The following is a 23962-nucleotide window of genomic DNA, read 5'->3' on the forward strand; positions in this document are numbered from 1 at the left end:
TTACCTGTCCTGCGGGTGGATAGTGTTGAAGGGTTATTACAAGTTGTTCCTTTTGTGGATTTTGGGGTTGCTTGGAATGATGATGATAATCCAATTGCGACCCCTGCACCAAATACTTTAGTGGGAGTGGGACTCGGTTTGCAATGGCTTATGGGGGATAATTTTACGGCTCGTTTTGATTGGGGAATTCCTGTGACTAATATTGAGACACAGGGTGGACGATCTCCAGATGAGGGGTTTTATTTCACAATAAATTACAGTTTTTTTTAATCCCAGCTTAAGAGAAGATTAGACCCAGTAACAGGTAGTCCAAAAATCACTGAAACTACCTCTACAGAACGGTTTCGTTATTTTTTCCAGAGGGAAGTTCAGTAATATCTTCCATGAAATGCTATCGTACAAATAAATCTTGTAAAAGATATAATTATACTATGAAATCTATTGGTATTCTAGAAGCATCTCGTTTACTCGAAATTAGTCGTCAACGCATACAACAATTAATTTACGCCAATCGCGTCAAAGGAGCTTATAAAACGAAGAAAGGTTGGCAAATACCTCTTTATGGAGATATGCCTCGGATTATCAGGGGCAAAAGGGGATCTCAAGGGAGATGGAGAGTTAAACGTCGCGTTAAACCGACGATTATTCATGTCAATAAACACATCATTGGGGCTAATCACCACAAGGAAGTCAAAGATCCGGTGATTGTTGTCAGGAAAGGCTCAAAAGTGACCTATTGTTCTCAAGTGTATTTTGAAGGAAGATGTCAAATTGTCTATCGACCAGAGAATAAGAATCTTAATGGTGGGGCGAAGGTCTGGATGGAAGTTGATGCGACAACTAAGATTTTTATGGAGTCACCAATATCCCAAAACGGTTGCTCCGGTTAATTATTAGACATCTCCACGCATCCCAGATTTCACCTTGATGATACAAGGGTTTGAGGTTAAGTTCGGTCGATGTCTATTATATCTACTTTTTTCCTCTGTAATTCGCTATATGGACATATATTATGTCTATAATCGACATAATATCAATTTTAGGAGAGCAAGGGATGATCTGGAGAATTGCCCAAGCTAAGCAGAGATTCTCGGAGATGATTAAGGCCGCAACCAAAGAACCCCAACTTATCTACAATCGAGAGCAACTGGTAGTAGCTGTTATCGAAGCTGAAATGTTTCAGGAGTTCCTGGCTTGGCGCGATCGCAAAGAAAAAGCTTCCCTCGCCGATGCTTTTAGGGAACTGCACCAGCTAATGGCTGAGGAAAATTACATCCTGGAAATTCCTTCTCGTCAAGATCGTCCTCACCATTTTGTTGATGTCCTCAATGACCTTTCTGTGTGACACCAACCTCATCAGTGAACTAGCACGACCTCAGCCAAACCCTGGAGTTTTAGTCTGGGCGACAGCAGTTTCCTCGATCTCGTTGAGTGTGGTTACTGTTGAGGAAATTTCCTATGGACTCTCGGCGAAACCTAACTTCAGAATTCAGACCTGGTTTGAAGGATTTATTGAGCAATATTGTCAACTTTTGCCAATTACGCCTGAGATTGCCCTGCGTTCTGGCGAATTGCGGGGGCAACTGCGAGGGAAAGGCAAAACTCACACCCAAGCAGATATGATGATTGCTGCCACTGCTCAAATTCACCAACTTACTTTAGTAACGCGCAATATTCGAAATTTTGATAGCTGCGGGATTCCACTACTCAATCCCTTTACCTGAATAGCAGCAATTCTTACGATCAATTCTGGACTTGTGAGCAATTTTCCAATACAATATTAGAATTTATTTTAAAGAAAAGAAAAATATGACTTCTTTAGCCGATCCTGGTAAGCTTGGAGAATACAAACCTAAGCGAATTATTTATGCTGCTCCTGAGTTAGATTTTTTGAATACGAATGATTTACAAGACCATTGTGTTTTTGATAATCCAATACCAGGATACGAAACCCGTAGAATAGACTTCTGCGAGGTTGTCAATTTTGACTATTCAACTGATTGGAAATTCTCTAAAAAAGAGACACCTATCAACGGAATTTTTTGTTTACCCGAAGGTGATGGACCCTTTCCTTTGGCAGTAATAGTTCATGGAAATTCTAACTATAAATTTAATTCGGCACCAGGATTTCTTTACCTTTGTGACTTACTCGCTTATCACGGTATAATTGCTGCCTCTATTGATGTTAGCTTCATTAGCATAAGAAATAACATAACAATTGGTCAGAATGGTAAAGTTTTGGGTCGAGCAATTACTGTCTTAGAACATCTCAAACAGTTTCGACTATGGAATCAAAAGGATGGACATCCCTTACAAAATAAAGTAGATCTAGAAAGATGTATGATTGTAGGTCATTCTCGTGGTGGAGAAGCGGTTGGACACGCAAGTGTGCTTAATCACCAGCAGTCTCCAATTCAGTTTTATAAAGGAAAGTCCCCTTTAGCTATAGACGGTTCAAACGGAGGATTAGGTCCATACAATTTTGGTATTCAAGCGGTAGTAGCTCTAGCTCCCACTGACCAATCCTACCGTTTCCCAAAATTAGAGACTATACTTTCTGATAATTACCTTGTCATTCAAGGAAGTCGGGATCAAGACGTTAAGCCTTTTGAGGGACAGTTAATCTATGATCGTAGCCATCCTCTTGGTTCTAATGATAGCACTCCTTCTGGAATTAAATCCCTACTTTGGATTCATAAGGCTAACCATAACTATTTCAATTCAGTATGGGAACCAGAGCCTAACAATATTGGAGGAATAATATCTCCAGATGACCAAAGAAAGATCGCAGCAACCTATATATCTGCCTTTGCTCAAGCAACGTTGCTGGAGAAAAAAGAATATCTCCAACTTCTCCAGAATTACCAATATGGAATAATAAATGAGTGGCTGCCAAAAGAAATTACTTATGTATCACAATACCAAAGCCACAAAAGATTAGTGATTCAGGACTTTGAAGAATCTGGTATACAACCGACAATTTCCTGCTCAAATAAAGGCTCAATAATAGCGGAGAAAATTATTGTTCAAGTACAACAATTCTTGCGATTCACATCAGATAAACAAAAAGATCCAAGCTATCATTTATATCAAGATACTAAGGGAATAAGAATAGATTGGACAGAGTTTGGAGGTAAGTATGTTTTGAAATTTGATGATTATTTAGATGCCAAAGAGTACGATTTTCTAGCTTTTCGTGTTGGTCAATCCTTTGAATCAAACAATACTCCCGATCAAAAACAAGACTTCACCTTAATGATACATGATACAACTCAGTCAATTTCCTTGCCTGTTTCTTACCTTCAATCGATTCCCTATCCTGACGTGTTTGAAAATGAAAATAATAATCCCGTGACTGTTTTACAAACTGTTTTTCTTCCTATTAATCAGTTATCTTGGCAAGGAATTAATATTAGTCAAGTAACTTCTTTGGAATTTGTCTTTAACATTACTTCTTCGGGAACAGTATATATTGATGATATTCAATTAACAAATTTGGTGTGACATAAGCTGTTGTGCATTTAAACCGCTTATTTTGAACTTTGGTACAGACGTTAAAACCCCCTCTCCGGCGCTCCCTTTGCTCCGGCGCTCCCATGCAGTCACAACAGGTCAATTAAATGCGTGACAGCTTACTCCCGACGCTGACCAAAGCGTTACAGCGCGGACTTCTTAAAGCCCGATAAGGGTATTTAAGATTTCCTTCCTAAATTTAAAATTAAGCTGTTCAGTCTTAATATTTATTTTTGTAAATCGAGATTGACAATTTGCAAAAAAACAGTCATTATATTTCTTTGTCACAAGATATATCTGGAGATAATCAATGAAGCGTAAACTATTAGCAGTAATTGGGTTGACAATAATTTTCACTCTTGTGTTTAACCTGATGACGGTAAACATTTCTTCAAATAGTGCTTCTGCTGATCAGCTAAATAAAAATCAAATAGAATCTAGCGTCAGCAGTTCTGATATCAATCAGTGGGCTCAACCTTTTTTAAATAAACTAAAACAAGAAGGCTTTAATTTCACCAAAGAAACACAGATAATTCTAAAAAGAGATGGTAAATTTTCTGTTATTTGTGGTGGAAGAACCTGCCCCTCTACCATCAAAAACGAAGCAATAACGATTTGTACCTTAAATCTTAGCCGACCTTGCCTACAAGGAGAATGTCAATACATTTGTCCTGGCTAACAGTAATAATTGATTAGTTTTCAAAATAAACGATGATTAATTCTTCGACAATTCGTTTATGAATAAACTAGGTTACAGAATTTTGATTGGCATCGAGCTTCTTATCTGTCTTCTAGCTAAGCCGAATCTCAGCAAAGCACAGAGTCAGTCTCAGATAGTTGAGGATGGAACATTATCTACCCAGGTTGATTCTCCAAATCAGAAAAACTTTACGATTACTGGCGGGAGACAAGTTGGAGGCAATCTTTTCCATAGTTTTAAGGAATTTTCTGTTCCCATAGAGGGGGAAGCAATTTTTAATAATGCTTCAAATGTCAACAATATTTTCAGTCGGGTAACAGGAAATTCTGTTTCTAGGATTGATGGATTGATTCAAGCCAATGGTATTGCTAACTTCTTCCTAATTAATCCTAATGGCATCATGTTAGGTCCTAATGCAAAGCTAGATATTGGTGGTTCTTTTATTGCTAGTACCGCCGAGGAAATTCAATTTGCTGATGGAACAATATTTAGTGCAACTAACAGTCAAGTAGAACCTCTGCTGAGTATTAGTTTGCCAATAGGGTTACAATTTAGAGGGACAGCAAACAGAATTGAAAATCAAGCATTTGGTAGTGTTGAAAACAGTGTCGCTAACTTTCAAGTAAAGCCTGGTAAGACTTTAGCACTTGTCGGTGGTGACATTTTGTTTACAAACAATGGTTCACTCATTGCAAGAGGGGGGAGGATAGAGTTAGGAAGTGTTGCTCCCGATAGTTTTGTAAGTCTGACTCCGATTTCTACAGGTTGGGTATTAGGCTATGAGACTGTTCAAAATTTTCAAGATATTCAACTAACTGGACAAACCTATATCTCAGTTTCCAATGGTAGTCTAGCACCTAATAGTGGTGATATTCGACTTCAAGGAAGACAAATTGTTATAACAGATCAATCAAACATTATTTCTTTGAACCGAGGGAGCATTCCCAGTGGAAGTATCGAAATCAAAGCTTCTGACTTTGTGGAAGTTAGTAATGGAAGTAATATTTCTACTCAGGTTCTTTCTACTGGGATTGGGGGTGATATCAAAATTCAAACAAATCGGCTAATTATTAATAATAAATCAACCATTGGTACATTAACTACAAATGCTGGAAAAGGAGGCAGTTTAAGCGTAGAAGCCACTGAATCTTTAGAAGTCGATGGCAATGGAGCGTTTAGCCAATTACTGACTCAGAGTCAAAGTAGTGGAGATGCAGGAGATTTGCAGGCAAAAACGGCTAGATTAATTCTCCGTGATGGGGGACAATTATCAAGTAGTGCTTTTAGTTCAGGAAAGGCTGGAACTCTTCATGTTATTGATTCTGAATCCATAGAAGCAAGTGGTAAAGGAATATTTTCTGGGCTAACTTTTCATAGTGGACTATTTTCTTCCACTGCGGGGAAAGGCAATGGAGGGAGCGTAATTGTTAATACCAATCGCTTGATGGTTACTGATGGGGCAAGCATATCTGTTGCTGCTCTTGAAGGAAGTACACGACAAGCAGGACAATTAGATATTAACGCATCTGAATCTGTGTTTCTTAATGGTGCAGATAGTTCTTTGTTGGCAACGAGTGAGAGTCGTAAACCTGCGGGAAATTTAACCATTAATACTCCATTATTGACGCTTCAAGGGGGAGCTAAAATATCCGCTTCAAGTCCCTTAAGTCAAGGCGGAAATATTAATCTGCAAGGCTTAAATTCTTTACAGGTTACTAACGGTAGTGAAATTTCTGCTACTACAGTAGATGGTAAAGCAGGAAACTTAGAAATTAATCTTGGTCAGACTCCGGTTAATAATGTACAACTCAACAATGGTCGTCTCACTGTAGAAGCTACTGGAACAGGAGACTCAGGCAACCTTACTGTTAACGCTAGAACCTTGAATTTGGAAAATAACGCCCAAATTTCGGCTTCTACTATTTCTGGACTTGGAGGAGATGTTAGCCTCCAGAATGTAGAAACATTACAGGTTACTAACGGTAGTGAAATTTCTGCTACCACAGTAGATGGTCAAGCAGGAAACTTAGAAATTAATCTTGGTCAGACTCCGGTTAATAATGTACAACTCAACAATGGTCGTCTCACTGTAGAAGCTACTGGAACAGGAGACTCAGGCAACCTTACTGTTAACGCAAGAACCTTGAATTTGGAAAATAACGCCCAAATTTCGGCTTCTACTATTTCTGGACTTGGAGGAGATGTTAACCTCCAAGGTTTAGACATTCTACAAATCAGCAACAGTAACATTACCACTTCCACCCAAACAGGAAAAGCTGGAAACGTCAGTCTCAATACCAACCAAAAACCAGTAAATTCAGTCCAAATCACAGATAATAGTCGTTTAGCAGCTCAAGCTTCTCAACCAGGGGGCGAAGCTGGAAGTGTTAGTGTCAATGCCAGAGACTTAACCGTTAATAATGGCTCATCCATTTCTGCTTCTAATATTTCAGGAAAAATTGGGGGGGATGTCAACCTCCAGAATGTAGAAACATTGCAGGTAAATGGGGGTGAAATCTCTGCTACTACAGTAAATGGTCAAGCAGGGAACTTAGAAATTAATCTTGGTCAGACTCCGGTTAATAATGTACAACTCAACAATGGTCGTCTCACTGTAGAAGCTACTGGAACCGGAGACTCAGGCAACCTTACTGTTAACGCTAGAACCTTAAATCTGGAAAATAACGCTCAAATTTCCGCTTCTACTATTTCTGGAGTTGGGGGAGATGTTAACCTCCGAGGTTTAGACACTCTACAGGTAAACAATAGTAATATTTCTGCCTCAACTCGGAGTGGACGGGCTGGCAACTTAACCGTTAAAGCCGCCCAATTAGTCCAACTAAGCGGTACTGGTGGTTTATCAGTAGAAGCTACCGAAGGCGGTACAGCCGGAAACTTAACTGTAGAAACGAGACAAATGAGCGTTACCGATGGAGCAAAAGTCAGCGTTAGCAGTCCTCAAGGTCAGGCCGGCAATTTAACTATCAAGGCTAATACCCTATCCCTAAACCGAGGGTTTATCACCGCCGAAACGGGAAAAAGTCAAGGAGAAGGGGGTGCAAATATCAGCCTCAAGATATCAGATTTATTGAGAATAGAGAATGAAAGCCTAATCTCTGCAACAGCTAATGGTTTAGCCAATGGCGGTAATATTGATATTGATACCTCTGACAGTTAGCTGAATGCTTAAATTTTCGCTCTACTGGAGGATAATTAAGGATTATTATCGACAAACGCTTAATTAAATTCTGATAACCTCCTTGGGGTGATTGATTGAGATATCTTTTCTTGAGAATCCCGTAACGATATTTAATCAGTTGAGTTGTTTTCTCCGAAGATAAGCCATTATGATCTTCCTCTGGACGACGCTTCAACCATGTAACGACGCTATGGCTATGGTGTTCTCTGGGATAATTTGGATTCAGGCCAGTTGGGCACAACTGCTCGAACTTGATAGTAAAATTAACCATGATTTCTCTCCCGTCAACTATGTTAGTTTGCTGCTTGATGAATCAATATAAATGGTTCTACCGGACTTACTATGCTAAACTAACAATTAATAAAAGGCTAAAGCCTTATCCTATAAAAACGAAGTCCACCTTCGTGGACTGCCATTATAGGTTGCGTAGGCAACCTTTGTTTGTATAGCTTTATGAACGAGTTAAGGTCTCTTATTTGTAATAATTTAGCATAACTTGTCCGGTAGAACCATATAAATAGATAGTTAACAAACACTTTATTGGAGGAAAAAAGTATTCATCTCTGTTATTCTTCCCTTAAACTCTCAAGCAAACAATGGGAAAAAGTCAGGTATTTTTTTAGTAAAAAATCAGGTTCAAACTTACCTAACATCAAAAAAGTCGGATTTTATCAGGTGAAGGAGCAAAAAACACCTGATTTTTTCCCATTGTACCCTTGATGATTTGCCAGCATGATAGACGGTATAAACAAAGTTTGCTTCAACAATAAGGAGTTTATTTCCCATGACACGCAAACATATAGTGTTGAAATTTAATGATGGTATTACTGATACTACATCGCAAGTAGTTAGCGAAGTAAAAATTCTGCAACAAGTTCTCAAAGATTGGGGAGTTTTAGACCCCAACGAATCAATAGATGGAAAGTTTGGCAACAAAACCCTTGAAGCCGTCAAGCTTTTTCAAGACAAAAAATCTCTACAAAAAGATGGCATCGTTGGTCAAAATACCTGGGCTGCACTCTTGAAAGTATCTCCATCAGAAATAGAGATTATTCCTCGTTCCACATCAAGTGGTTCAGGAAAGCCCACCAATGGAGTCGGTAGTATTAGTTCTACTTTTCGACCGAGTAATCGTCCCAATCATCGCGGAATCGATATTGCTGTACCCTCTGGAACTCCTATTTTTGCAGTTGCTAATGGAACAGTTGTCGGGATCGAAACTCGTTGTAAAGTTGGGGATACCAACTGCGGTGGAGGTCATGGCAATTTTGTTTATATCAAACATTCAGGACAAGATTTTCAGGAAACACGGTCTGCTCATCTGACGAGTGTTTCAGTAAGCCCTGGACAGACGGTTACTAAAGGACAACAAATTGGAACTGCAGGAAATACGGGAAACTCCACAGGGCCTCACTTACATTTTGAAATCCTAGCTAACGGAACTCATGTTAATCCGTTAAATCATATCAATCCAATTGTGTGATTTTTCCAGAATAAGATTGGCTAAGTTTTGAATAGACTAAAGGGGAAAAAGTTTCCTATATTCTGGAACTCAAGTTTGATTTATTCGCTAAAAAAACACCAGAAATTTTCCCTTTGTAATCTTCATCATTTGTCAGCATGATCGATGACATTAAGAAAGTTTTGCTCAACTAACAATAAGGAGTTTATTTCCCATGACACGCAAACATATAGTGTTGAAATTTAATGATGGTATTACTGATACGACACCAGCAGTCGTTAGCGAAGTAAAAATTCTGCAACAAGTTCTCAAAGATTGGGGAGTTTTAGACCCCAACGAATCAATAGATGGGAAGTTTGGCAATAAAACTTTAGAAGCCGTCAAGCTTTTTCAAGACAAAAAATCCCTACAACAAGATGGCATTGTTGGTCAAAATACTTGGGCTGCACTCTTGAAAGTATCTCCATCAGAAATAGAGATTATTCCTCGCTCTAACCCAGTACAAGGAAATTCACCATTTTCAGGAAATAAAAGGCTAATTCACAATGAATTGATAAGTCATGGATTTTCTATTGTACAATGTGCAGCAATTCTGGGTTGTGTACAACAAGAGTCTAGCTTTGATCCAAGCATACAGGAAGGTCCACCACCTAAAGGGTTAGGATTATTTCAATGGAGTTTTGACCGACGAAATAAAGTACCTGCATTGACGAATAATGATGCTACTGATATTCACAATCAAGTCAATCTTTTTGTTCACGAATTAGAGACTACAGAAAAAGAAGCTGGAAAAATTTTACGTTCTGCCACAACCCTGGAGCAAGCAATGAAAGGAATGGACAAGTTTGAACGGCCGGGTGTGGAAGGAAATCGCCGAAAGTTCGCACAACAAATCCTAAACGAACTTACATAGTCATCAGTAAGCGTTGACATCCACCCGCGCCGTAGAACGGGGGGGATTCCCAAACCTCACGATGCGCGGTTTCTGCTTCAATGCACCCGCCTTCACAGATTTTTTCTGTTCGGGTCTTATGGTCGCTCCACAGACAAGTCAGCGCGGTCTTGGGGGTTTCCCCCATGAGCGACTGACGCTGACACCGCAAGCCCTGCGGCCAAAATATTGCGACTGGCGTTGATATCTCGGTCATGGATCATCCCACAATTTCCACAGCGTTTACTACTAGGAAAATAACGGTCAATCTTAATTAATTCTTTCTCGTACCATTGGCATTTATACTCTAATTGCCTAAAAAATTCTCCCCAACTAGCATCACTAATTGAACGAGTTAACTTACGGTTTTTCACCATGTTTCTAACAGCTAAGTCTTCAACAACAATTAAGTCGTTTTCTTGAACTAATTTAGTTGTTAGTTTATGCAAAAAATCGGTACGAGCATCTTTAATAAGAGCATGGATTCTAGCTACTTGAAGACGTGCTTTATTTCGGTTATTTGAGCCGTTGGTTTTCCAACTCAAAGCCTTTTGAGCTTTCTTCAACTTCTAATGTTGTAATAGATCTAGAGATTGCTTCGGGGGTATTTTCCTCTTTGTACTTAGATTAACCCTTCGATTGCCCCCTCGCAATGACAGTTAAAGCACTAATTTAGCTGTGTCAGTCCACTACAAATCATAATCTTTACTTATCAGTATAGGTATGGGAGAGCAATATGAAATCAACATTCCCTTTAACGGCAATTCTTATTATTTTAAGTGTTCCGACTTTTTCCTTCAAGTCAGAATCAGCACCCCCTCCAACTCGTGTAGGACAGTGTAGTAATACTTCAGTTTCTAAAGTTAGGACAAGATTAGAAGATGGAGTGACGGGTAAACCCATTTTGGGTTCAGGAACATCAATCGAATTTACTAATGGCATTTATCTAGTTTCTTATGATACGATTCCTCAAGCTGAATCTTCTAAACCTAGAGATCCAGTAAAATTGTGTTTAGTTTCAATTCCCAAAAATTGCCCTCCTGGTGACAATCGAGGAAAAGTTTATACTGTAACTAACCTCAGAACAAAAAAAACATTTACTCTTCCCGATTCTCAACATAGTTGTGGCGGGGCTTAGTGCAATCTTGATCGATTCCCTGATATAACCAGACTTTTTCTTACATTTTGAATATACAACCTGATTTTTAGAGAAAAAATACCTGACTTTTTCCCATTGTACCCTTAATAATTTGCGAGCATAATGGATTATATAAAGAAAGTTTTACTGAAATATAGGTTCCCTAAAGGGATTGAAAACTTTGTATAATAATGGCTAAATCCATCACTACGAACTTTTCTATTGTGACTTTAATTATGACCACCTACTAACAAGGGAGAGTATTGAGACAGAAAATGCGAAGAAAAAAACAACTTATACTCAAGCCGAGATTGATGAATCTTATCAAAAAACTGTACGGAAGACGATCGCTTATTCTCTTAGTCCTACTATTTCTCATTTCCCTAGTAGTTCCCCTTTTTGTTGCTCAAGTTTCTGTCTCAACTCCTATTGTTCAAACTCAACAAGATGCCTTACAGTTGATACAACAAGGCAGAACATTATATCAAGCTAAACAGTTTGTGGAAGCCGCAACTATTTGGCAACAAGCGGCTGATGTTTTTGCGACGCGAGGTGATAAACTAAATCAGGCAATGGCTTTGAGTAATCTGTCCTTAACTTATCAACAACTGGGACAATGGAATGAGGCAAAAATAGCTATCTCTCAAAGTATTTCTATTTTACAAACCTTGGAAAATACGCCCATACAACAGGGTATATTTGCTGCTATTTTAGATATTAAAGGACAGTTACAATTAGTATTAGGAGAGTCAGCTAATGCCCTAAATATTTGGCAACAAGCGACTAAAACTTATGAAAAAATTGGTAATAATAAGGGAGTAATTCAAAGCAAGATTAACCAAGCTCAAGCTATGCAAAAATTAGGACTTTATCCGAGAGCTTGCAAAACTTTATTAGAAACTTTAGAAATAGATAGTCAAGACTGTCAAATATCAGAAAAAGAACTAGAACAATTCCCAGAAAATATATCTATCTCTTTACAAATACTAGGATTACGCAGCTTAGGTAATGTTTTACGAGTAACGGGACAAACGAAACAATCCCAAATCGTTTTATTAAAAAGTTGGCAATTAGCACAAACTATAGAAGACCCGGAAAACTTAGCAGAGATCGCTCTCAGTTTAGGTAATACAACACGAGTTTTAGGAAATCAAATTATTGCTAGGAATAAAAAACAGTTATCCGTTGATTCCCTACCATCAGCAAATTGTATTACATCAGAAAATTATCAGACAAATAAACAATTTTATCAACAAGCGATCGCCTGCTATCATCAAGCCGAATTAGGAACTTTATCTATTACTAAAATACAAGCACAGCTAAATTTATTGAGTCTTTTTATACAACTGAAAGAATGGAATCAAGTACCGATTTTTGTGAACAAAATTAAATCTGAATTGACTGACTTGCCCTCTAGTCGAATGGCTATTACGGCTCAACTAAAATTAGCACAAAATTTAATGTGTATTCAATCTACACTAAACCCCAATAAAAATCAACTCGTAACCCCCATTTTACAGTCTTGTCCGATTTTTCAAAAAACAACTAAAATCGTCAATTTAAAGGAACTTCAGTCATTACAAATTCCATCTTGGCAAGCTATTAATCAACTAATAGAAACAGCAATAAACCAAGCTCAAAATTTGGGAGATAAACAAGCTCAAGCAAATTCTCTTGGTTATTTGGGCGCAACCTATCAAGAGAGAGGAAACTTTACTAAAGCGCAACAGTTGACAGAACAAGCTTTACAACAAATCTCTGCCTTTAATAATCCCGAACTAACTTATTTGTGGCAATGGCAACTGGGACGATTATATCAACTTCAAGGAAAAACTAAAGAAGCGATCGCCTCTTACACCTTAGCGGTAGATATGCTTGAATCTCTACGACGAGATTTAGTTGTCGCCAATGCAGACATTCAATTTAACTTCCGTGATAGTGTAGAACCTGTCTATCGGGAATTGGTAGATCAACTATTACAACCCTCTCCTAACCAACCAGGAGAAATCAGTCAAGAAAAGCTCAAAAAAGCCCGTGATGTCATTGAATCACTCCAATTAGCCGAACTTAATAACTTCTTTCGGGAAGCTTGTATTGATGCTCAAGCCCAACAAATTGATCAAGTTGATCCTCAAGCAGCAGTTATCTATTCTATTGTGTTACCAAAACGTCTCGCTGTTATCTTATCCCTCCCAGGAAAGCCCTTAAGCTACTATCAAACGACTTTGACAGAAGATACCGTGTTGGTCAATGAGCCGACAAATAATGCTGTATCAGGGGAAGTTGAGCGGATTTTTGATGATATGTTTGCCAACTTAAATCCCTACATTTCTAATATTGATCCTTTGCGTCCCCATCAGCAATTGTACGATTGGTTAATTCGTCCCTTGGAAGCAGAATTAGCACAAAATAAGATCAAAACCCTGGTATTTGTCCTTGATGGTGTGCTGCGGGGTGTCCCAATGGCAGCCTTGCATGATGGTCAACAATATTTAATAGAAAAGTATAATGTTGCCCTGACACCTGGGTTACAATTGCTCACTGCGCGATCGCTTTCTCGACAACAGTTGAAAATTCTAGCGGGTGGTATAGCTGAGGCGCGTCAAGGGTTTTCTGCGTTACCTGGGGTTAAAGAAGAAGTCAAAGAAATTTCTCAATTAGTTTCCACAGAAGTCCTTTTAGATCAAGATTTTACTAGCGATCGCCTTCAAAAAGAAATTGAGACAACTACGTTTCGGGTGGTTCACTTGGCGACCCATGGTCAATTTTCCTCCCAAGTTGAAGATACTTTTTTATTGACTTGGGATGAACGTATTAATGTGAAAAATTTAGACCAATTATTAAAAGAAAGGGAGGGACAAAAACAAAGTCCCATTGAATTGTTGATTTTAAGTGCCTGTCAAACCGCGACGGGGGATAAACGAGCAGTTTTAGGGTTAGCAGGGGTGGCGGTGCGTTCAGGGGCGCGTAGTACCTTGGCCACACTTTGGTCAGTACAAGATCAGTCTACGGTCGATTTAATGTCCCAATTCTATAAAACTTTGAACCAGTCAGGGGTTAGTAAAGCAGAAGCACTACGTCAAGCACAACTTTCTTTATTGCATTCTGCGCAATACCAACATCCTTTTTACTGGGCTTCCTTTGTTTTAGTGGGCAATTGGCTTTGATAGGACTTTGCACCCAACTCAACAAGAATTGTTAAAAATGTAGTTGTCATACAAATTAATGACTTTAAATGCATCGAAAACAATTATGTTAGATAAACCCACCCCTAGACCCACACTACCACCTCTTAACTCACTTAAAAAAGTTTACTTTATTCTAGTTTCAGCAAACTTTTGAACAGCTTTGGGAGCAAAACCAGCAACTAAAAAACTATAGGTTAGTTGAATACCAACTTCTTTTATGTCTGGCTTAAATAGAGTAATTCCACCAAAGGTTATAGCAGAGATTAGAGCAATAAAACTCATCAATCGCATAGAAGAATTATTCCCATTATCTTCTTGCCAAAATCCTACTGAATTATCTTGATTTTTAGTTGCCATAGCAGTATTTTCTGAGGCAGTCGTAGTTACAGATGACATGATTAAAATTCTCCTTTTGGTAAATCTAGTGAAGGTTGAATTGATGAGAAATAGCAAACGATAGCTAGTTGTTGAATCAAATCTTTTAATTCAAGATCTGATTTAATTTTGTGTACCTACTTATAGTGTAGAAACAATACCGATAACAGTATTAACTGCCTTAATAACTTCTGTCACTGTATTCAGTAATTTTCTCAAATTCTGAATATCATTAATTGCTTCATCTAATTTATTAATTGAGGCTTTAATTTCCGCTCCTGGTAGGGTAATTAACTCAAAATTTTTCGTGAGTAATTTAACATTCAATACAGCTAATTCGTTGTCTAACTTTTGTATTTCATTTTGACCTTCAATGTGTGCATTTAGAGTAATTGTTTTGGCACTAAATTCATCATTATTCTTTTTATCAAGCTTTTCTTTTCTATTTTTAAGCTCATTTTTTATCGAAATTAATTCTTTTTTAGTCATTGTTATACTAGCCATTTTTTTCTCCTTAAGATTACTGACAAAAAATATTAAACTATCAATTTTACTTTAATTCCTGTTCCATTTTCTGGAGTAATGGTTCTATCTCCTTGCGATAATTAAGGGCAATTTTTTGCACTTGAGCCAGTTCTTTAAGAGTTAGGGGGGTATCCAAGGAATTTCTTTGATGTACGGAATTAATAGCTGTTGAATTAGACTCTTTTGCTTTCAGATAGATATTGCAGTATTCTTCAGATGGAGGTTCTGAATCACCTAAAAATACATCTTTAAGCTTGGTGTGAGCTTGAGCCGTTTTGTTGATGATAGCGATATAAGATTCAGCAGCATTGCGTCTTTTGACAAAGTTTTGCAGAACTTCACTAGACTCTCTTTCTAACTCCATGAAATCTCTCGAAGTTCCTAGTTGGCGTAATTGAGTGATATAAAAATCATAGTAAGATTTAGCTCTATCTTCCTCATCATTAAGAACACCATTGATATAGCCATCTCTGAAAGCATTCTCTAAACCTTTTGTATAGGTTTGTAGGGGTTTATCTGTGCAGATAATAGCTTCTCTTAGGGTTCCTTTTCTCTCTTGACTCACTACCCAACCAAAGATTAAATTAGCAATTTGAGTTCCTGTATTCACTGCTCCTTGGGGTAAGGTTACGTTGCCATTAGCACTAGGAATTGAGAACTTATTTAATGCATTTTTGATATTATTAAACTCGTCATCAAATTTAACAATATCATCAACAGCTAGCTTGCCGATAGATGTCCCATAGTCTGTCACGATCTTATTGGCATTTTTGGCTTCTCCTACTGCTGGTTTATTCAGTGTTTGACAATTAGCCAGTGCGTTATCTCTTTGTGTGGTTCCTTGACTACTAGCAACGGAAAAATAGGAAAGCTTGCGGATACAAGAATTGTAAATATCTTCCGCTAATTTATCCGTGTTATTTTCAAAATCAGCAGCCATCAAACCAAAACTTTGTGCTGATTGAATGGCTGGATCTGTGCCACAACTACTAATCATTATTGACGAAGTAACTGCTACCCCAAATAATGTATATCTCCTCTTTAGTCTCATTTTATTTATCTCACTATTGATGAAAGATTTTTTATTTTTTCAGCATTTTTGAGTTTTACCATAAACACTCCTCAAACCGTTGCTATTCATTTTGCTCTTAAACTTTGAAGCAGACAAGGGGAAAAAGTCAGGTATTCTTGAGTTAAAAAATCAGGTTTAAGCTTCAGGGAATCAAAAAAAAGTCAGGTTTTATCAGGTAGGAATTGAAAAAAAGTCGGAAAAAATCAGGTCTTTCCGTAATTAGCACTTAAGGGGCAATTACTTAAGTAGAATTTAAGTAAGCTTAAGAACCCATCTATACTTTTGAAAAATAATGACCATGCTAAATAATCAACGGTTACTCAATCTAATCACCGTAGGGATGTTACTTCTAGGCACTGCACCCACCATTGCCCAACCCACGAGAAACCCTTCTAGCACACAGAATAGGATACTTACCAGATTCTTATTCAAACCGCCACCACAAGACCCGAAACCAGAGCAAACAAGGGGCGCAGGATCGCGTCATGATGGGCAATGTGCAGGAGATGCAACCCCAACCAATCTGGCTAAAATTTCATCAGAGAGGTCATATATGGTTCCTCTGGCTCCTACTACTAACACTGGGTTAACCATAGCAGAACGCCCAACCTTTTTTGTCTATTTACCAGAAACCTCTGCTAAGCAAGTGGTGTTAAGTATTAGGGAAGAAGGTATAACCCATCTCTCTCAAACCTTTTTCCCCATAACAGGTGAGTCTGGTATTATTAGTTTTCGGCCTTCTTCTGACTCCCCTCCCCTAGAAGTAGGGAAAACCTATCAGTGGATAGTGGTGTTAGTGTGTGGGCAAAGACCAAGCCCTAATGATCCGGCGATCGCTTCTTGGGTGCGTCGTGTTGCCTTATCTGGCCAGATAAAACAGGGGTCAGCTTTGGAGCAAGCTGCTTGGTATGGGGAGCGGGGTATTTGGTATGATGCGTTGACTTTTCTGGTTCAAGCAAGGCGATCTCGACCCGGTGCGCAACCTAATAATCAAGACTTGACGGATATTTGGATACAGTTTTTGGAGTCAGGAGGACTGAAGGCGATCGCAACGGAGTCCCTTCGATTTTAGAACGATATCTCAAACCCTGATTATGACCTTACAGTGCTTAACTCCTAATATCTTTGTTTTGAGCAAATTTCCAACACTTTACAACTAGGAGAAAATCCCCTTAATATTATTAATATTTTCGTTATTTTTGTTTTCAACAATCATAACCTTGATATTATAGAATCCGGTTTTTTGCTTTCGTTGGCAACTTCTAACCAGCCTAGTATGGCATCTCGAAGGTTATTGATGACTTCATCCATACTGTCTCCTTCCGTTACGCAACCGGGGAGCGCAGAAACTTCCGCCCAGTAACCTCCTTCTTCGGCGGGATGAATAATAGCGTTGATTTTCATTGTTTTCTCGACTTAGCTTGTTTTGTCTGCATCAATTTTAACAGAGTGCGAGCAATTCTCTAACTAATTTTAAATAAATTTTAGTCCGCTAATTTCTGCTCAATAAATGCTTGATTTTCTCGACTTTCTGACTGTTTGAGGTATTCAATAGCAATACGTCCAGTAGTTAGATCTTTTTGATAAGTTTCTAATAGCAAGGATAAAGTAAGTCTAAAATGAAGTCTATCTCTTTGCTTATTAGTGATAACAAATAAGACAACTGTCGCCCCCGAAAGTGCCAAAAATGACGGGACAAAAGGTAGCCACCAACCCAACATAAAAGCTAAATAACATCCTGCCAAAAGTCCACTACTGGCAACCAACAAACTAAACGAGATCGCCCTAATAAATTTAAACTGCCAGCTTATTACTGTCCCGACAAAAGCGATCGCGGTTATCCATAGCCATTCGAGGGGATCAGACCAAACACGAAGTAGAGGTCGTCCATCAATAGCAGAACTAATTATTTGACTGGCAATATTAGCATGGAGGACTATCCCAGGCATTCTCTCAGGAGAACGGAATAGTCTGCTACTGTAAGGCGTATAAAATAAATCATTAATGCTTTCGGCTGTCGTGCCAATGAATACCAGGCGATCGCGTAAACTGTCGGGAGGTATTTTGTTTTCTAACAGTTCCCTCAGAGAAAAAGTCGAAAAATTATCCTGATTGCCCCGAAAATTGAGCAAAATCTGATATCCTCCCGATTGGGTGTGGACATATCCCCCGTCATTACCTGTAAACCGCTTAAAGATAGCTTTTCCCAAGCGCACTCCCTGGACTGGCAGCCCCTCACTGTCAAGGGGTTTTAGGGTGATTCCTTCAGCTTCAAGATAGTGCAGTGCCATTTTTACCGCTAAACTGTAGCGCACCTTATTATCAGAAAGAATAACAGATAACAGGGCCCGACGTACCTTTCCATCCCCGTCTACCACCAGATCAGCAAACCCTACTTGTCCCAGTTTACTTAACACAGGAGAAGCTGCAACTGGGTTCTCTATTACTTTCTCAATGCCAAATAAGTTAGGAGTTGATTGAAGTATTTTTACTAATTCCCTATGTCCAGGGTTTTTGGCTTTAATATTGGTAACGGGTAAATCTCGATAGAGATCCAGTCCAATGGCTTGAGGATTTTGGGCTTTAATGTTGGCAATAGCTTGAGCTAAAATACCATCAGGAATCGGCCACTGTCCTATTTGACTCAAATCTGTCTCGTCGATAGTAACAATAGCTATGCGAGTATCTGGGGTTTCAGGCGATCGCCAACGAAAGAACAGATCAAGCTGGTTCCATTCTAATCCTTGTAATATTCCGCAGAAGCGCAACAGCAGGATAGATGCAGTGACAGCTAAGGCAGTTAGGGGCATCCATCCCCACCAAATTCGCCGTTTTAGGACTTCTTGTGTAGCTTTCAACCTAGCTAAAGCCAGCAGGTGACTAGCTTGTTCAGTAGCTTCGAGTAATTTTTGTGTCTGTTGCTTAGCTAAATCTTGACTAGCGACTAAAAATTGATAGTCCCCATCACTGAGGCTTTTACCTAAGGCCCAAGTTAACGCATCTTGCAACTCTAAACCCTGTAATAAAGAGGACTCATCTTGACCACCTGAAGCCATCCAAGCGGCGATCGCCCGAAAATAGGGGCGCAACTTCTCTAAGTTCCTGTCAACCCATTTTTTATCAAAAACAGTTTTATAAATAGGATTATAAACTTTGATTTGTCCTTGATCTTCTACTACTAACCCTGACAATCGCAATTCCATTTGTTCGGGACTGCCATCGGCGCGAATCTCTCTTTGTTGTAAGATTTTTTGATACAGTCCTAACAGTTGTACTGCCTTTTGTTCATTGCGCAGAATTCTATCTCGAATAGTTCTTAAATGTTCTGGTTCATCTTGGGCTTCCCAATTTTTTACAATACGAGATTGTATTACTTGCTTGATCAATTCTGTATTTTCCTGATTTTCTTTCCCTATATTTTGCTGGTTATTGTTTATATTATGCGGTTGAGTTTCTAGATTATTAAAATTTGGTGTCAGAGGGAGATTTTCAGCCCTAATAATCAACTGACACAGTTTTTGTGTCAGAAAGGGTTGCCCACCTGTCCAGTCTAATATTTCTTTGATAACTGTTTCAGGATGATCAATTTTACCTTCTAATCCATCAATTAATGATTGAACTTCGTCAAATTGAAACCCTTGCAGTTGAATGGCCTTACCAATATTAAATGGAGTTTGGATTTTGTCTTGAATTAAATCTGAAGGCGTTGCTACTCCCAACAAAGCGAAGGTGAGGCGTTTATAGTCAAAATGGGTGTCACGTTGCTCATAAAAATAACGAATTAGTCCAAAAAAATCATCAAGAGAGAAATTATGGCTAAGAACCCGATCAATTTCATCTACGAAAATAACAATATTTTCTTTAATTTCAACTAATAGTATCTCCTCAATAAATAAGCTTAAACATTGTACAGGAGAAAGTAAATCTCGCCGTTCCCGCCACCAAATTCGCCATTTAATTTTTGAGGTAAGTTGACAACTACTAACCAGAGATTGAACAATTCCTGCATACCATTTTTCTGGGGTTACATCCTGTTTTCCCATTCCCGTTAAGTCAATAAAAACGCAGACTGTCCCTTCCGCTTGCAACTTTTGCATGGTTCGCACCCGTAAGCTAGATTTACCCATTTGTCGGGAGTTGAGGACATAACAAAATTGACCAGATTTTAAAGCTTGATAGAAGTCTACATCAGCTTGTCGCGTCACATAGCTAGGCGCGTCACCGTCGAGACTCCCTCCGACTTGATATTGATAGTTTGACTTGGTATTAGTCATGAATACTGGTGTTAATTTTTCACAGATGAGGCACAGCCAGGAACTATTGATAACTAGGTGGACTAAATTAAACAGTTCGCGCTCAAGAACAATAAAATTAAACCGACAAAACACGGCAAAAATACTCACGATACAAATGACAGCGAGGCATTACCTGATTATCATGTTGCCGCACTAATCCCATACTATGCAACTTATAAATCTGCATCGAATCTAATTCTACTGGTTCTGATGACGCGACAACAGTTTGCAACGCTTGAGCTAGTTTCGGTGCTTGTTGCAAAATCTCCAAATGTCGCCGCAGATGGTTACTATAAATTCCGGCTTCTGTTGCTGCATCTCGCAATAGCTGTTCTAGAGTCATTTTCCCAGAACTTACCTCATACAGGGCCAACCGCACTAAATAGGGATGTCCCCCCACCATACCCATTAACGCCTCTATCTGGGACTCATTCCAACTCAGTCCATGAACGTTTGCCAAAGAAAGCACATGCTTTGAATCAAATTCGAGCAACTCTACGGGAACCCCTGCATTAAACGGCGATTGATTCATGTCTAGGGGGATATAACATTCTGTTGAGTGTGCCATTACTAACCGCAGTTGCTTCCATTGTGGAGAAATCTTCCCCTTTTCATGCCAACTTCGTAACATCCCCAAAAAGTCTTCAATAACTTCAGTATGGGGAAAAATCAAATCCACCTCATCTAATGCTAAGACCAAGGGACAATCTATGGCTGGTAATAAATACTCCTCAAAATATACTGTACAATTATCATTACTCCCCAAAATCTCTGTATCCCAATAATCTCCCAGTTTATTTTCTAATTTTAATTGCCGACCCACCATCAAACACAGCCAACGCAGAAATTTATCTAAATTTGTCACAATAGACCGCTCAACACTGCTCAAATTCAAGTACACTGTTCTGTAATTCAGAGACTGGCAATGATTGAGGATCTGAGTTATCAATGAAGTTTTGCCCATCAACTTGGGGGCTTTAATCCGAATCAGAGAACCTAGCTTAACAATTGCATCATAACACAGAGACTCAATCCCATTTCGCTCCACATAGAAGCTCGAATCTGGAGGAACTGACCCCTCTGGAAAAAGAATCTCTTTGACTGACTCCAAATCAGCCTGTAGAAGTTTTTGTCCCGTTGATGCTCTCTTGAGAGGTTCCCGAAGATTTTTTTTACTGACCTTTTCTGCCAATATATCTGACAGCTTTTTCCATAGCTTATTACCCACATCTTTATTGAGGTAGTCAACAGTATAGCCAGCCAGTTGTGCCATTTCCTCGTAAGTTTTTCCCTCCCAAGACCCCTGAAGCACTATCATCTCAACATCGCTCAGGTATTTTCCTGTCTTTTGCAAAGCAAGTCGCTCGGCCAACTGTTTTGCCTCTGTCCAACTGAATTCAGAGTCGAAGTTCATCAGATCCTAGCTTCCTTTGCTTTCTCAGTCGTTTTGTTCACTACCTTATTTATATCAGGCTAACTGCTAGACTATCATAAATAGACAAATAAACGACTAAAGTAGGGTGGGCAATGCCCACCTGATAATATTTAAAGGTTATCAAAATTTTTTATACTTTAGGACTTAGGCAGGATCTGTCAGGATAAAATCCTGAAAATTATGTTTAAAATAATCTAACAGAACTGATTTAACAATCGGGACACTAACTGAATTTCCCAATTGTTTATAAGCAGAATCATCATCAGGATGTAATCTAAAATCATCATTAAAACCTTGTAATCTTGCACATTCTCTAGGAGTAATTTTTCGAGGTTTGTTATTAGTAACAATACCTAAACGATGAGGATCAGAACTTGTTAAAGTAATCGAAATACTGTCTGGGTCTAAAAATTTGAAAACCTCAAAAGACATATTTCCACACACAGGGCCATATTTACCTTTTTCTTCCTTGAGATATCCTTTAGATACTAAACTCAAAATAACTTTTTCTAAATCATTTTTTAAATAAAATGTCTTAATTTGCTCTAAGGTTAAACTTTTTCCATCTTGCTCAATTCCAAAAACTTTTTTACGACGATTGGCAATTAATACATTCATAAAAACGAATCATCCTAAAATATCCTTAATAAAATCACCTAAAATTTCAAACTCGGTTTCTCGATAAGCAATAGTACAGTCACTATATTGACAAATTGTTGAAATAGCAGAACTTCTTTGAAAATTTCCAGCCCCATCAATAATATACGCAATTTTATAACCTTGCTTGTGCATCAAAGATTGACGCTTTATAGCTTGTCCTGCTTTTCTTTCAATGGTACTATTAGTCGTAACCTGAAAGCTAATTTCAACACCGACTATATTTTGGTTTCTCTGAACAACTATATCAAATGGCATTCCTTCTTCTTTTTCATAGTCATTAAGATAAACTTTACCATTACTTTTGATTTGATAAGCTTGTTCTAAATAATTTTCAAGAAATTTAACAACCCTTTTTTGTGCTAAGTAGTCGGACATAAATAAACAATACTATGTTAAGAAATGTAACTAGGTTGTAACCCCTCTCCGGCGCTCCGGCGCTCCGGCGCTCCCCTGCTCACTTCACCGTAACGTTTATTTTTGTCGAGTTACTTAGTTCACCTCCATAATCAGCTAAGACAACCAGATGCTTCAAGAAAAGATTAGCCGGAAATTTTGCTGCTTCAATAATTTCAAATACCTGTTCAGGACTTTGATGACAAAGTTTTAGAATTGAGATAAATTGATCCTGACTCTTTAAAAGAATTGGTATAATACTTTCTCTATCACTTAGTTTTAAAAGTTCATCTGGCCACCAAATAACAGCAACTTCCTGAAGCTGTTTAATATCTCTTTTATACTTACTTAAATCTCTATTATTCATATTGCTAAAGCTTAATTAAAGTAACAGAAATATTCCCAGAAAAACACACATCTACATCTGTTCCTTCTGAACGCTTTCGTTTAGCATATTCTCCTTGATAATAATAAAATTCCCCATCTACTCGATAATCTACAGGTAAAGGATGGGTACTCATCTCACAAAAAATTATCTCAGGTTCAGGACAATTTATCTCTAAATGAGGTAGATTAACATTCCAAAAACTATTAGGAGGAATCGGATAATTCAAAAGACTATCTAATACTTTAGTTGTCCATTTTGTGGCTATTTCCCAATCAATCAATAAGGGACGTTTAATCCAATGAGAAATAGCAATTCCTGGTATTCCGTGCATTGCTGATTCTCTTACTGCTGCTACTGTTCCTGAAATATAAACATCTACTCCTAAATTTCCCCCCGCATTAATTCCTGATAGTACCCATTTAGTTTCTTTGGCAATTTGAGTTAAGGCTAAACGAGTACAATCTGCAGGAGTTCCTGATACACAATATTCGGTTTCTGAGCGTTTTTTTAAGTGAATAGGTTGATGGGTTGTTACTTTATGACCACACCCTGAATGGGGGTCTTTTGGCGCAACAATAATTCCTTTTTTTCCTAAAGCATTGTGTAATGCACGAATACCAGGAGCATCAATTCCATCATCATTAGTGAGAATAAAGGTCATTTGGCGTTACCAGTTATCAGTTATCAG

The 23962-nt window shown here is 38.4% G+C and carries 22 protein-coding genes and 2 pseudogenes; 12 read left to right on the forward strand and 12 right to left on the reverse strand.

Translation table 11 applies throughout. The features are described 5' to 3' along the window. The 7 genes and pseudogenes from AsFPU1_RS00005 to AsFPU1_RS00035 all read left to right on the forward strand — a co-directional run. Positions 1–270: pseudogene (locus tag AsFPU1_RS00005) on the forward strand (ShlB/FhaC/HecB family hemolysin secretion/activation protein); the annotation flags it as partial. Between the two features lie 161 nt (positions 271–431). Next, positions 432–890: a hypothetical protein gene (locus AsFPU1_RS00010; protein ID WP_124974060.1), complete on the forward strand. Its 459-nt coding sequence runs from the start codon at positions 432–434 to the stop codon at positions 888–890. A 122-nt stretch (positions 891–1012) separates the two neighbouring features. Beyond that, on the forward strand, positions 1013–1345 hold the full coding sequence (locus tag AsFPU1_RS00015) for a type II toxin-antitoxin system Phd/YefM family antitoxin (RefSeq protein ID WP_227873483.1): 333 nt from the start codon (positions 1013–1015) through the stop codon (positions 1343–1345). After that, entirely contained in the window at positions 1329–1724 is a 396-nt protein-coding gene (locus AsFPU1_RS00020; protein ID WP_124974058.1) for a type II toxin-antitoxin system VapC family toxin, read from the forward strand. Before AsFPU1_RS00015 ends, AsFPU1_RS00020 begins: the two co-directional genes overlap by 17 nt. 85 nt (positions 1725–1809) lie before the next feature. Then, positions 1810–3504, forward strand: a complete 1695-nt coding sequence (locus tag AsFPU1_RS00025) for an alpha/beta hydrolase (protein ID WP_124974056.1) — start codon at positions 1810–1812, stop codon at positions 3502–3504. 319 nt (positions 3505–3823) lie between these two features. After that, complete coding sequence (locus tag AsFPU1_RS00030; RefSeq protein ID WP_124974054.1) at positions 3824–4192, forward strand: hypothetical protein; 369 nt, start codon at positions 3824–3826, stop codon at positions 4190–4192. A gap of 58 nt (positions 4193–4250) precedes the next feature. After that, the gene (locus AsFPU1_RS00035; protein ID WP_124974052.1) at positions 4251–7391 is read left to right on the forward strand and encodes a two-partner secretion domain-containing protein; all 3141 of its coding nucleotides are present in this window, start codon (positions 4251–4253) and stop codon (positions 7389–7391) included. Here the strand turns inward: AsFPU1_RS00035 and AsFPU1_RS00040 are convergent. Continuing rightward, positions 7339–7683 carry a hypothetical protein gene (locus AsFPU1_RS00040; RefSeq protein WP_124974050.1) on the reverse strand — a complete coding sequence of 115 codons (345 nt, stop codon included), beginning with the start codon at positions 7681–7683 and terminating at the stop codon, positions 7339–7341. The two genes, AsFPU1_RS00035 and AsFPU1_RS00040, sit on opposite strands and share 53 nt — an antisense overlap. Before the next feature lie 513 nt (positions 7684–8196). Here AsFPU1_RS00040 and AsFPU1_RS22350 point away from each other — a divergent pair. Together AsFPU1_RS22350 and AsFPU1_RS00050 are read left to right on the forward strand one after the other, a co-directional pair. Continuing rightward, the gene (locus AsFPU1_RS22350; RefSeq protein WP_124974048.1) at positions 8197–8895 is read left to right on the forward strand and encodes a peptidoglycan DD-metalloendopeptidase family protein; all 699 of its coding nucleotides are present in this window, start codon (positions 8197–8199) and stop codon (positions 8893–8895) included. A 193-nt stretch (positions 8896–9088) separates the two neighbouring features. After that, a complete protein-coding gene (locus tag AsFPU1_RS00050) occupies positions 9089–9787 on the forward strand; it encodes a phage tail tip lysozyme (protein WP_124974047.1) in 699 nt (232 codons plus the stop codon). A gap of 3 nt (positions 9788–9790) precedes the next feature. On the opposite strand, the pseudogene AsFPU1_RS00055 reads toward AsFPU1_RS00050, so the two are convergent. After that, positions 9791–10374, reverse strand: a pseudogene (locus tag AsFPU1_RS00055) (RNA-guided endonuclease InsQ/TnpB family protein); the annotation flags it as partial. 167 nt (positions 10375–10541) lie between these two features. Here AsFPU1_RS00055 and AsFPU1_RS00060 point away from each other — a divergent pair. Together AsFPU1_RS00060 and AsFPU1_RS00065 are read left to right on the forward strand one after the other, a co-directional pair. After that, the gene (locus tag AsFPU1_RS00060; protein ID WP_124974045.1) at positions 10542–10943 is read left to right on the forward strand and encodes a hypothetical protein; all 402 of its coding nucleotides are present in this window, start codon (positions 10542–10544) and stop codon (positions 10941–10943) included. A 314-nt stretch (positions 10944–11257) separates the two neighbouring features. Then, positions 11258–14110 carry a CHAT domain-containing protein gene (locus AsFPU1_RS00065; protein WP_227873482.1) on the forward strand — a complete coding sequence of 951 codons (2853 nt, stop codon included), beginning with the start codon at positions 11258–11260 and terminating at the stop codon, positions 14108–14110. A gap of 144 nt (positions 14111–14254) precedes the next feature. Here AsFPU1_RS00065 and AsFPU1_RS00070 read toward each other — a convergent pair whose 3' ends face one another. From AsFPU1_RS00070 to AsFPU1_RS00080, 3 genes are all read right to left on the reverse strand, one after another. Beyond that, on the reverse strand, positions 14255–14527 hold the full coding sequence (locus tag AsFPU1_RS00070) for a hypothetical protein (RefSeq protein ID WP_124974041.1): 273 nt from the start codon (positions 14525–14527) through the stop codon (positions 14255–14257). A gap of 120 nt (positions 14528–14647) precedes the next feature. Next, positions 14648–15010, reverse strand: coding sequence for a hypothetical protein (locus tag AsFPU1_RS00075; RefSeq protein ID WP_124974039.1), 363 nt, complete (start codon positions 15008–15010; stop codon positions 14648–14650). Positions 15011–15056: 46 nt separating this feature from the next. Continuing rightward, positions 15057–16082, reverse strand: a complete 1026-nt coding sequence (locus AsFPU1_RS00080; protein WP_124974037.1) for a hypothetical protein — start codon at positions 16080–16082, stop codon at positions 15057–15059. Positions 16083–16395: 313 nt separating this feature from the next. Here AsFPU1_RS00080 and AsFPU1_RS00085 point away from each other — a divergent pair, with 313 nt between their 5' ends. Beyond that, on the forward strand, positions 16396–17175 hold the full coding sequence (locus AsFPU1_RS00085) for a DUF928 domain-containing protein (RefSeq protein ID WP_227873481.1): 780 nt from the start codon (positions 16396–16398) through the stop codon (positions 17173–17175). Positions 17176–17315: 140 nt separating this feature from the next. Here AsFPU1_RS00085 and AsFPU1_RS00090 read toward each other — a convergent pair whose 3' ends face one another. The 7 genes from AsFPU1_RS00090 to surE form a co-directional block, all read right to left on the reverse strand. Next, positions 17316–17507: a type II toxin-antitoxin system HicB family antitoxin gene (locus AsFPU1_RS00090; RefSeq protein ID WP_124974035.1), complete on the reverse strand. Its 192-nt coding sequence runs from the start codon at positions 17505–17507 to the stop codon at positions 17316–17318. Between the two features lie 80 nt (positions 17508–17587). After that, positions 17588–20377, reverse strand: a complete 2790-nt coding sequence (locus AsFPU1_RS00095; protein WP_124974033.1) for a CHASE2 domain-containing protein — start codon at positions 20375–20377, stop codon at positions 17588–17590. A 97-nt stretch (positions 20378–20474) separates the two neighbouring features. Then, positions 20475–21812 carry an AAA-like domain-containing protein gene (locus tag AsFPU1_RS00100; protein ID WP_124974031.1) on the reverse strand — a complete coding sequence of 446 codons (1338 nt, stop codon included), beginning with the start codon at positions 21810–21812 and terminating at the stop codon, positions 20475–20477. Between the two features lie 165 nt (positions 21813–21977). Continuing rightward, a complete protein-coding gene (locus AsFPU1_RS00105) occupies positions 21978–22451 on the reverse strand; it encodes a DNA cytosine methyltransferase (protein WP_124974029.1) in 474 nt (157 codons plus the stop codon). 9 nt (positions 22452–22460) lie between these two features. Beyond that, positions 22461–22868 carry a DpnII family type II restriction endonuclease gene (locus AsFPU1_RS00110; protein WP_227873480.1) on the reverse strand — a complete coding sequence of 136 codons (408 nt, stop codon included), beginning with the start codon at positions 22866–22868 and terminating at the stop codon, positions 22461–22463. 79 nt (positions 22869–22947) lie between these two features. Next, positions 22948–23253 carry a hypothetical protein gene (locus tag AsFPU1_RS00115; protein ID WP_124974027.1) on the reverse strand — a complete coding sequence of 102 codons (306 nt, stop codon included), beginning with the start codon at positions 23251–23253 and terminating at the stop codon, positions 22948–22950. Between the two features lie 4 nt (positions 23254–23257). After that, complete coding sequence (surE, locus tag AsFPU1_RS00120; RefSeq protein ID WP_124974025.1) at positions 23258–23935, reverse strand: 5'/3'-nucleotidase SurE; 678 nt, start codon at positions 23933–23935, stop codon at positions 23258–23260. Between the last annotated feature and the right edge of the window lie 27 nt (positions 23936–23962).

The sequence above is a fragment of the Aphanothece sacrum FPU1 genome (assembly GCF_003864295.1).
Classification (GTDB): domain Bacteria; phylum Cyanobacteriota; class Cyanobacteriia; order Cyanobacteriales; family Microcystaceae; genus Aphanothece_B; species Aphanothece_B sacrum.

Excerpts from the sequence above, each read along its gene's own strand:
- AsFPU1_RS00080 (WP_124974037.1), bottom strand. The coding sequence starts at position 16,082 with ATGAGACTAAAGAGGAGATATACATTATTTGGGGTAGCAGTTACTTCG.
- AsFPU1_RS00050 (WP_124974047.1), top strand. The coding sequence starts at position 9,089 with ATGACACGCAAACATATAGTGTTGAAATTTAATGATGGTATTACTGAT.
- AsFPU1_RS00085 (WP_227873481.1), top strand. The coding sequence starts at position 16,396 with ATGACCATGCTAAATAATCAACGGTTACTCAATCTAATCACCGTAGGG.
- AsFPU1_RS00035 (WP_124974052.1), top strand. The coding sequence starts at position 4,251 with ATGAATAAACTAGGTTACAGAATTTTGATTGGCATCGAGCTTCTTATC.
- AsFPU1_RS00115 (WP_124974027.1), bottom strand. The coding sequence starts at position 23,253 with ATGAATAATAGAGATTTAAGTAAGTATAAAAGAGATATTAAACAGCTT.
- AsFPU1_RS00070 (WP_124974041.1), bottom strand. The coding sequence starts at position 14,527 with ATGTCATCTGTAACTACGACTGCCTCAGAAAATACTGCTATGGCAACT.
- AsFPU1_RS00105 (WP_124974029.1), bottom strand. The coding sequence starts at position 22,451 with ATGAATGTATTAATTGCCAATCGTCGTAAAAAAGTTTTTGGAATTGAG.
- AsFPU1_RS00095 (WP_124974033.1), bottom strand. The coding sequence starts at position 20,377 with ATGACTAATACCAAGTCAAACTATCAATATCAAGTCGGAGGGAGTCTC.
- AsFPU1_RS22350 (WP_124974048.1), top strand. The coding sequence starts at position 8,197 with ATGACACGCAAACATATAGTGTTGAAATTTAATGATGGTATTACTGAT.
- AsFPU1_RS00065 (WP_227873482.1), top strand. The coding sequence starts at position 11,258 with ATGAATCTTATCAAAAAACTGTACGGAAGACGATCGCTTATTCTCTTA.
- AsFPU1_RS00090 (WP_124974035.1), bottom strand. The coding sequence starts at position 17,507 with ATGAAAATCAACGCTATTATTCATCCCGCCGAAGAAGGAGGTTACTGG.
- surE (WP_124974025.1), bottom strand. The coding sequence starts at position 23,935 with ATGACCTTTATTCTCACTAATGATGATGGAATTGATGCTCCTGGTATT.
- AsFPU1_RS00015 (WP_227873483.1), top strand. The coding sequence starts at position 1,013 with ATGTCTATAATCGACATAATATCAATTTTAGGAGAGCAAGGGATGATC.
- AsFPU1_RS00110 (WP_227873480.1), bottom strand. The coding sequence starts at position 22,868 with ATGTCCGACTACTTAGCACAAAAAAGGGTTGTTAAATTTCTTGAAAAT.
- AsFPU1_RS00075 (WP_124974039.1), bottom strand. The coding sequence starts at position 15,010 with ATGGCTAGTATAACAATGACTAAAAAAGAATTAATTTCGATAAAAAAT.
- AsFPU1_RS00030 (WP_124974054.1), top strand. The coding sequence starts at position 3,824 with ATGAAGCGTAAACTATTAGCAGTAATTGGGTTGACAATAATTTTCACT.
- AsFPU1_RS00100 (WP_124974031.1), bottom strand. The coding sequence starts at position 21,812 with ATGAACTTCGACTCTGAATTCAGTTGGACAGAGGCAAAACAGTTGGCC.
- AsFPU1_RS00060 (WP_124974045.1), top strand. The coding sequence starts at position 10,542 with ATGAAATCAACATTCCCTTTAACGGCAATTCTTATTATTTTAAGTGTT.
- AsFPU1_RS00010 (WP_124974060.1), top strand. The coding sequence starts at position 432 with ATGAAATCTATTGGTATTCTAGAAGCATCTCGTTTACTCGAAATTAGT.
- AsFPU1_RS00040 (WP_124974050.1), bottom strand. The coding sequence starts at position 7,683 with ATGGTTAATTTTACTATCAAGTTCGAGCAGTTGTGCCCAACTGGCCTG.
- AsFPU1_RS00020 (WP_124974058.1), top strand. The coding sequence starts at position 1,329 with ATGACCTTTCTGTGTGACACCAACCTCATCAGTGAACTAGCACGACCT.
- AsFPU1_RS00025 (WP_124974056.1), top strand. The coding sequence starts at position 1,810 with ATGACTTCTTTAGCCGATCCTGGTAAGCTTGGAGAATACAAACCTAAG.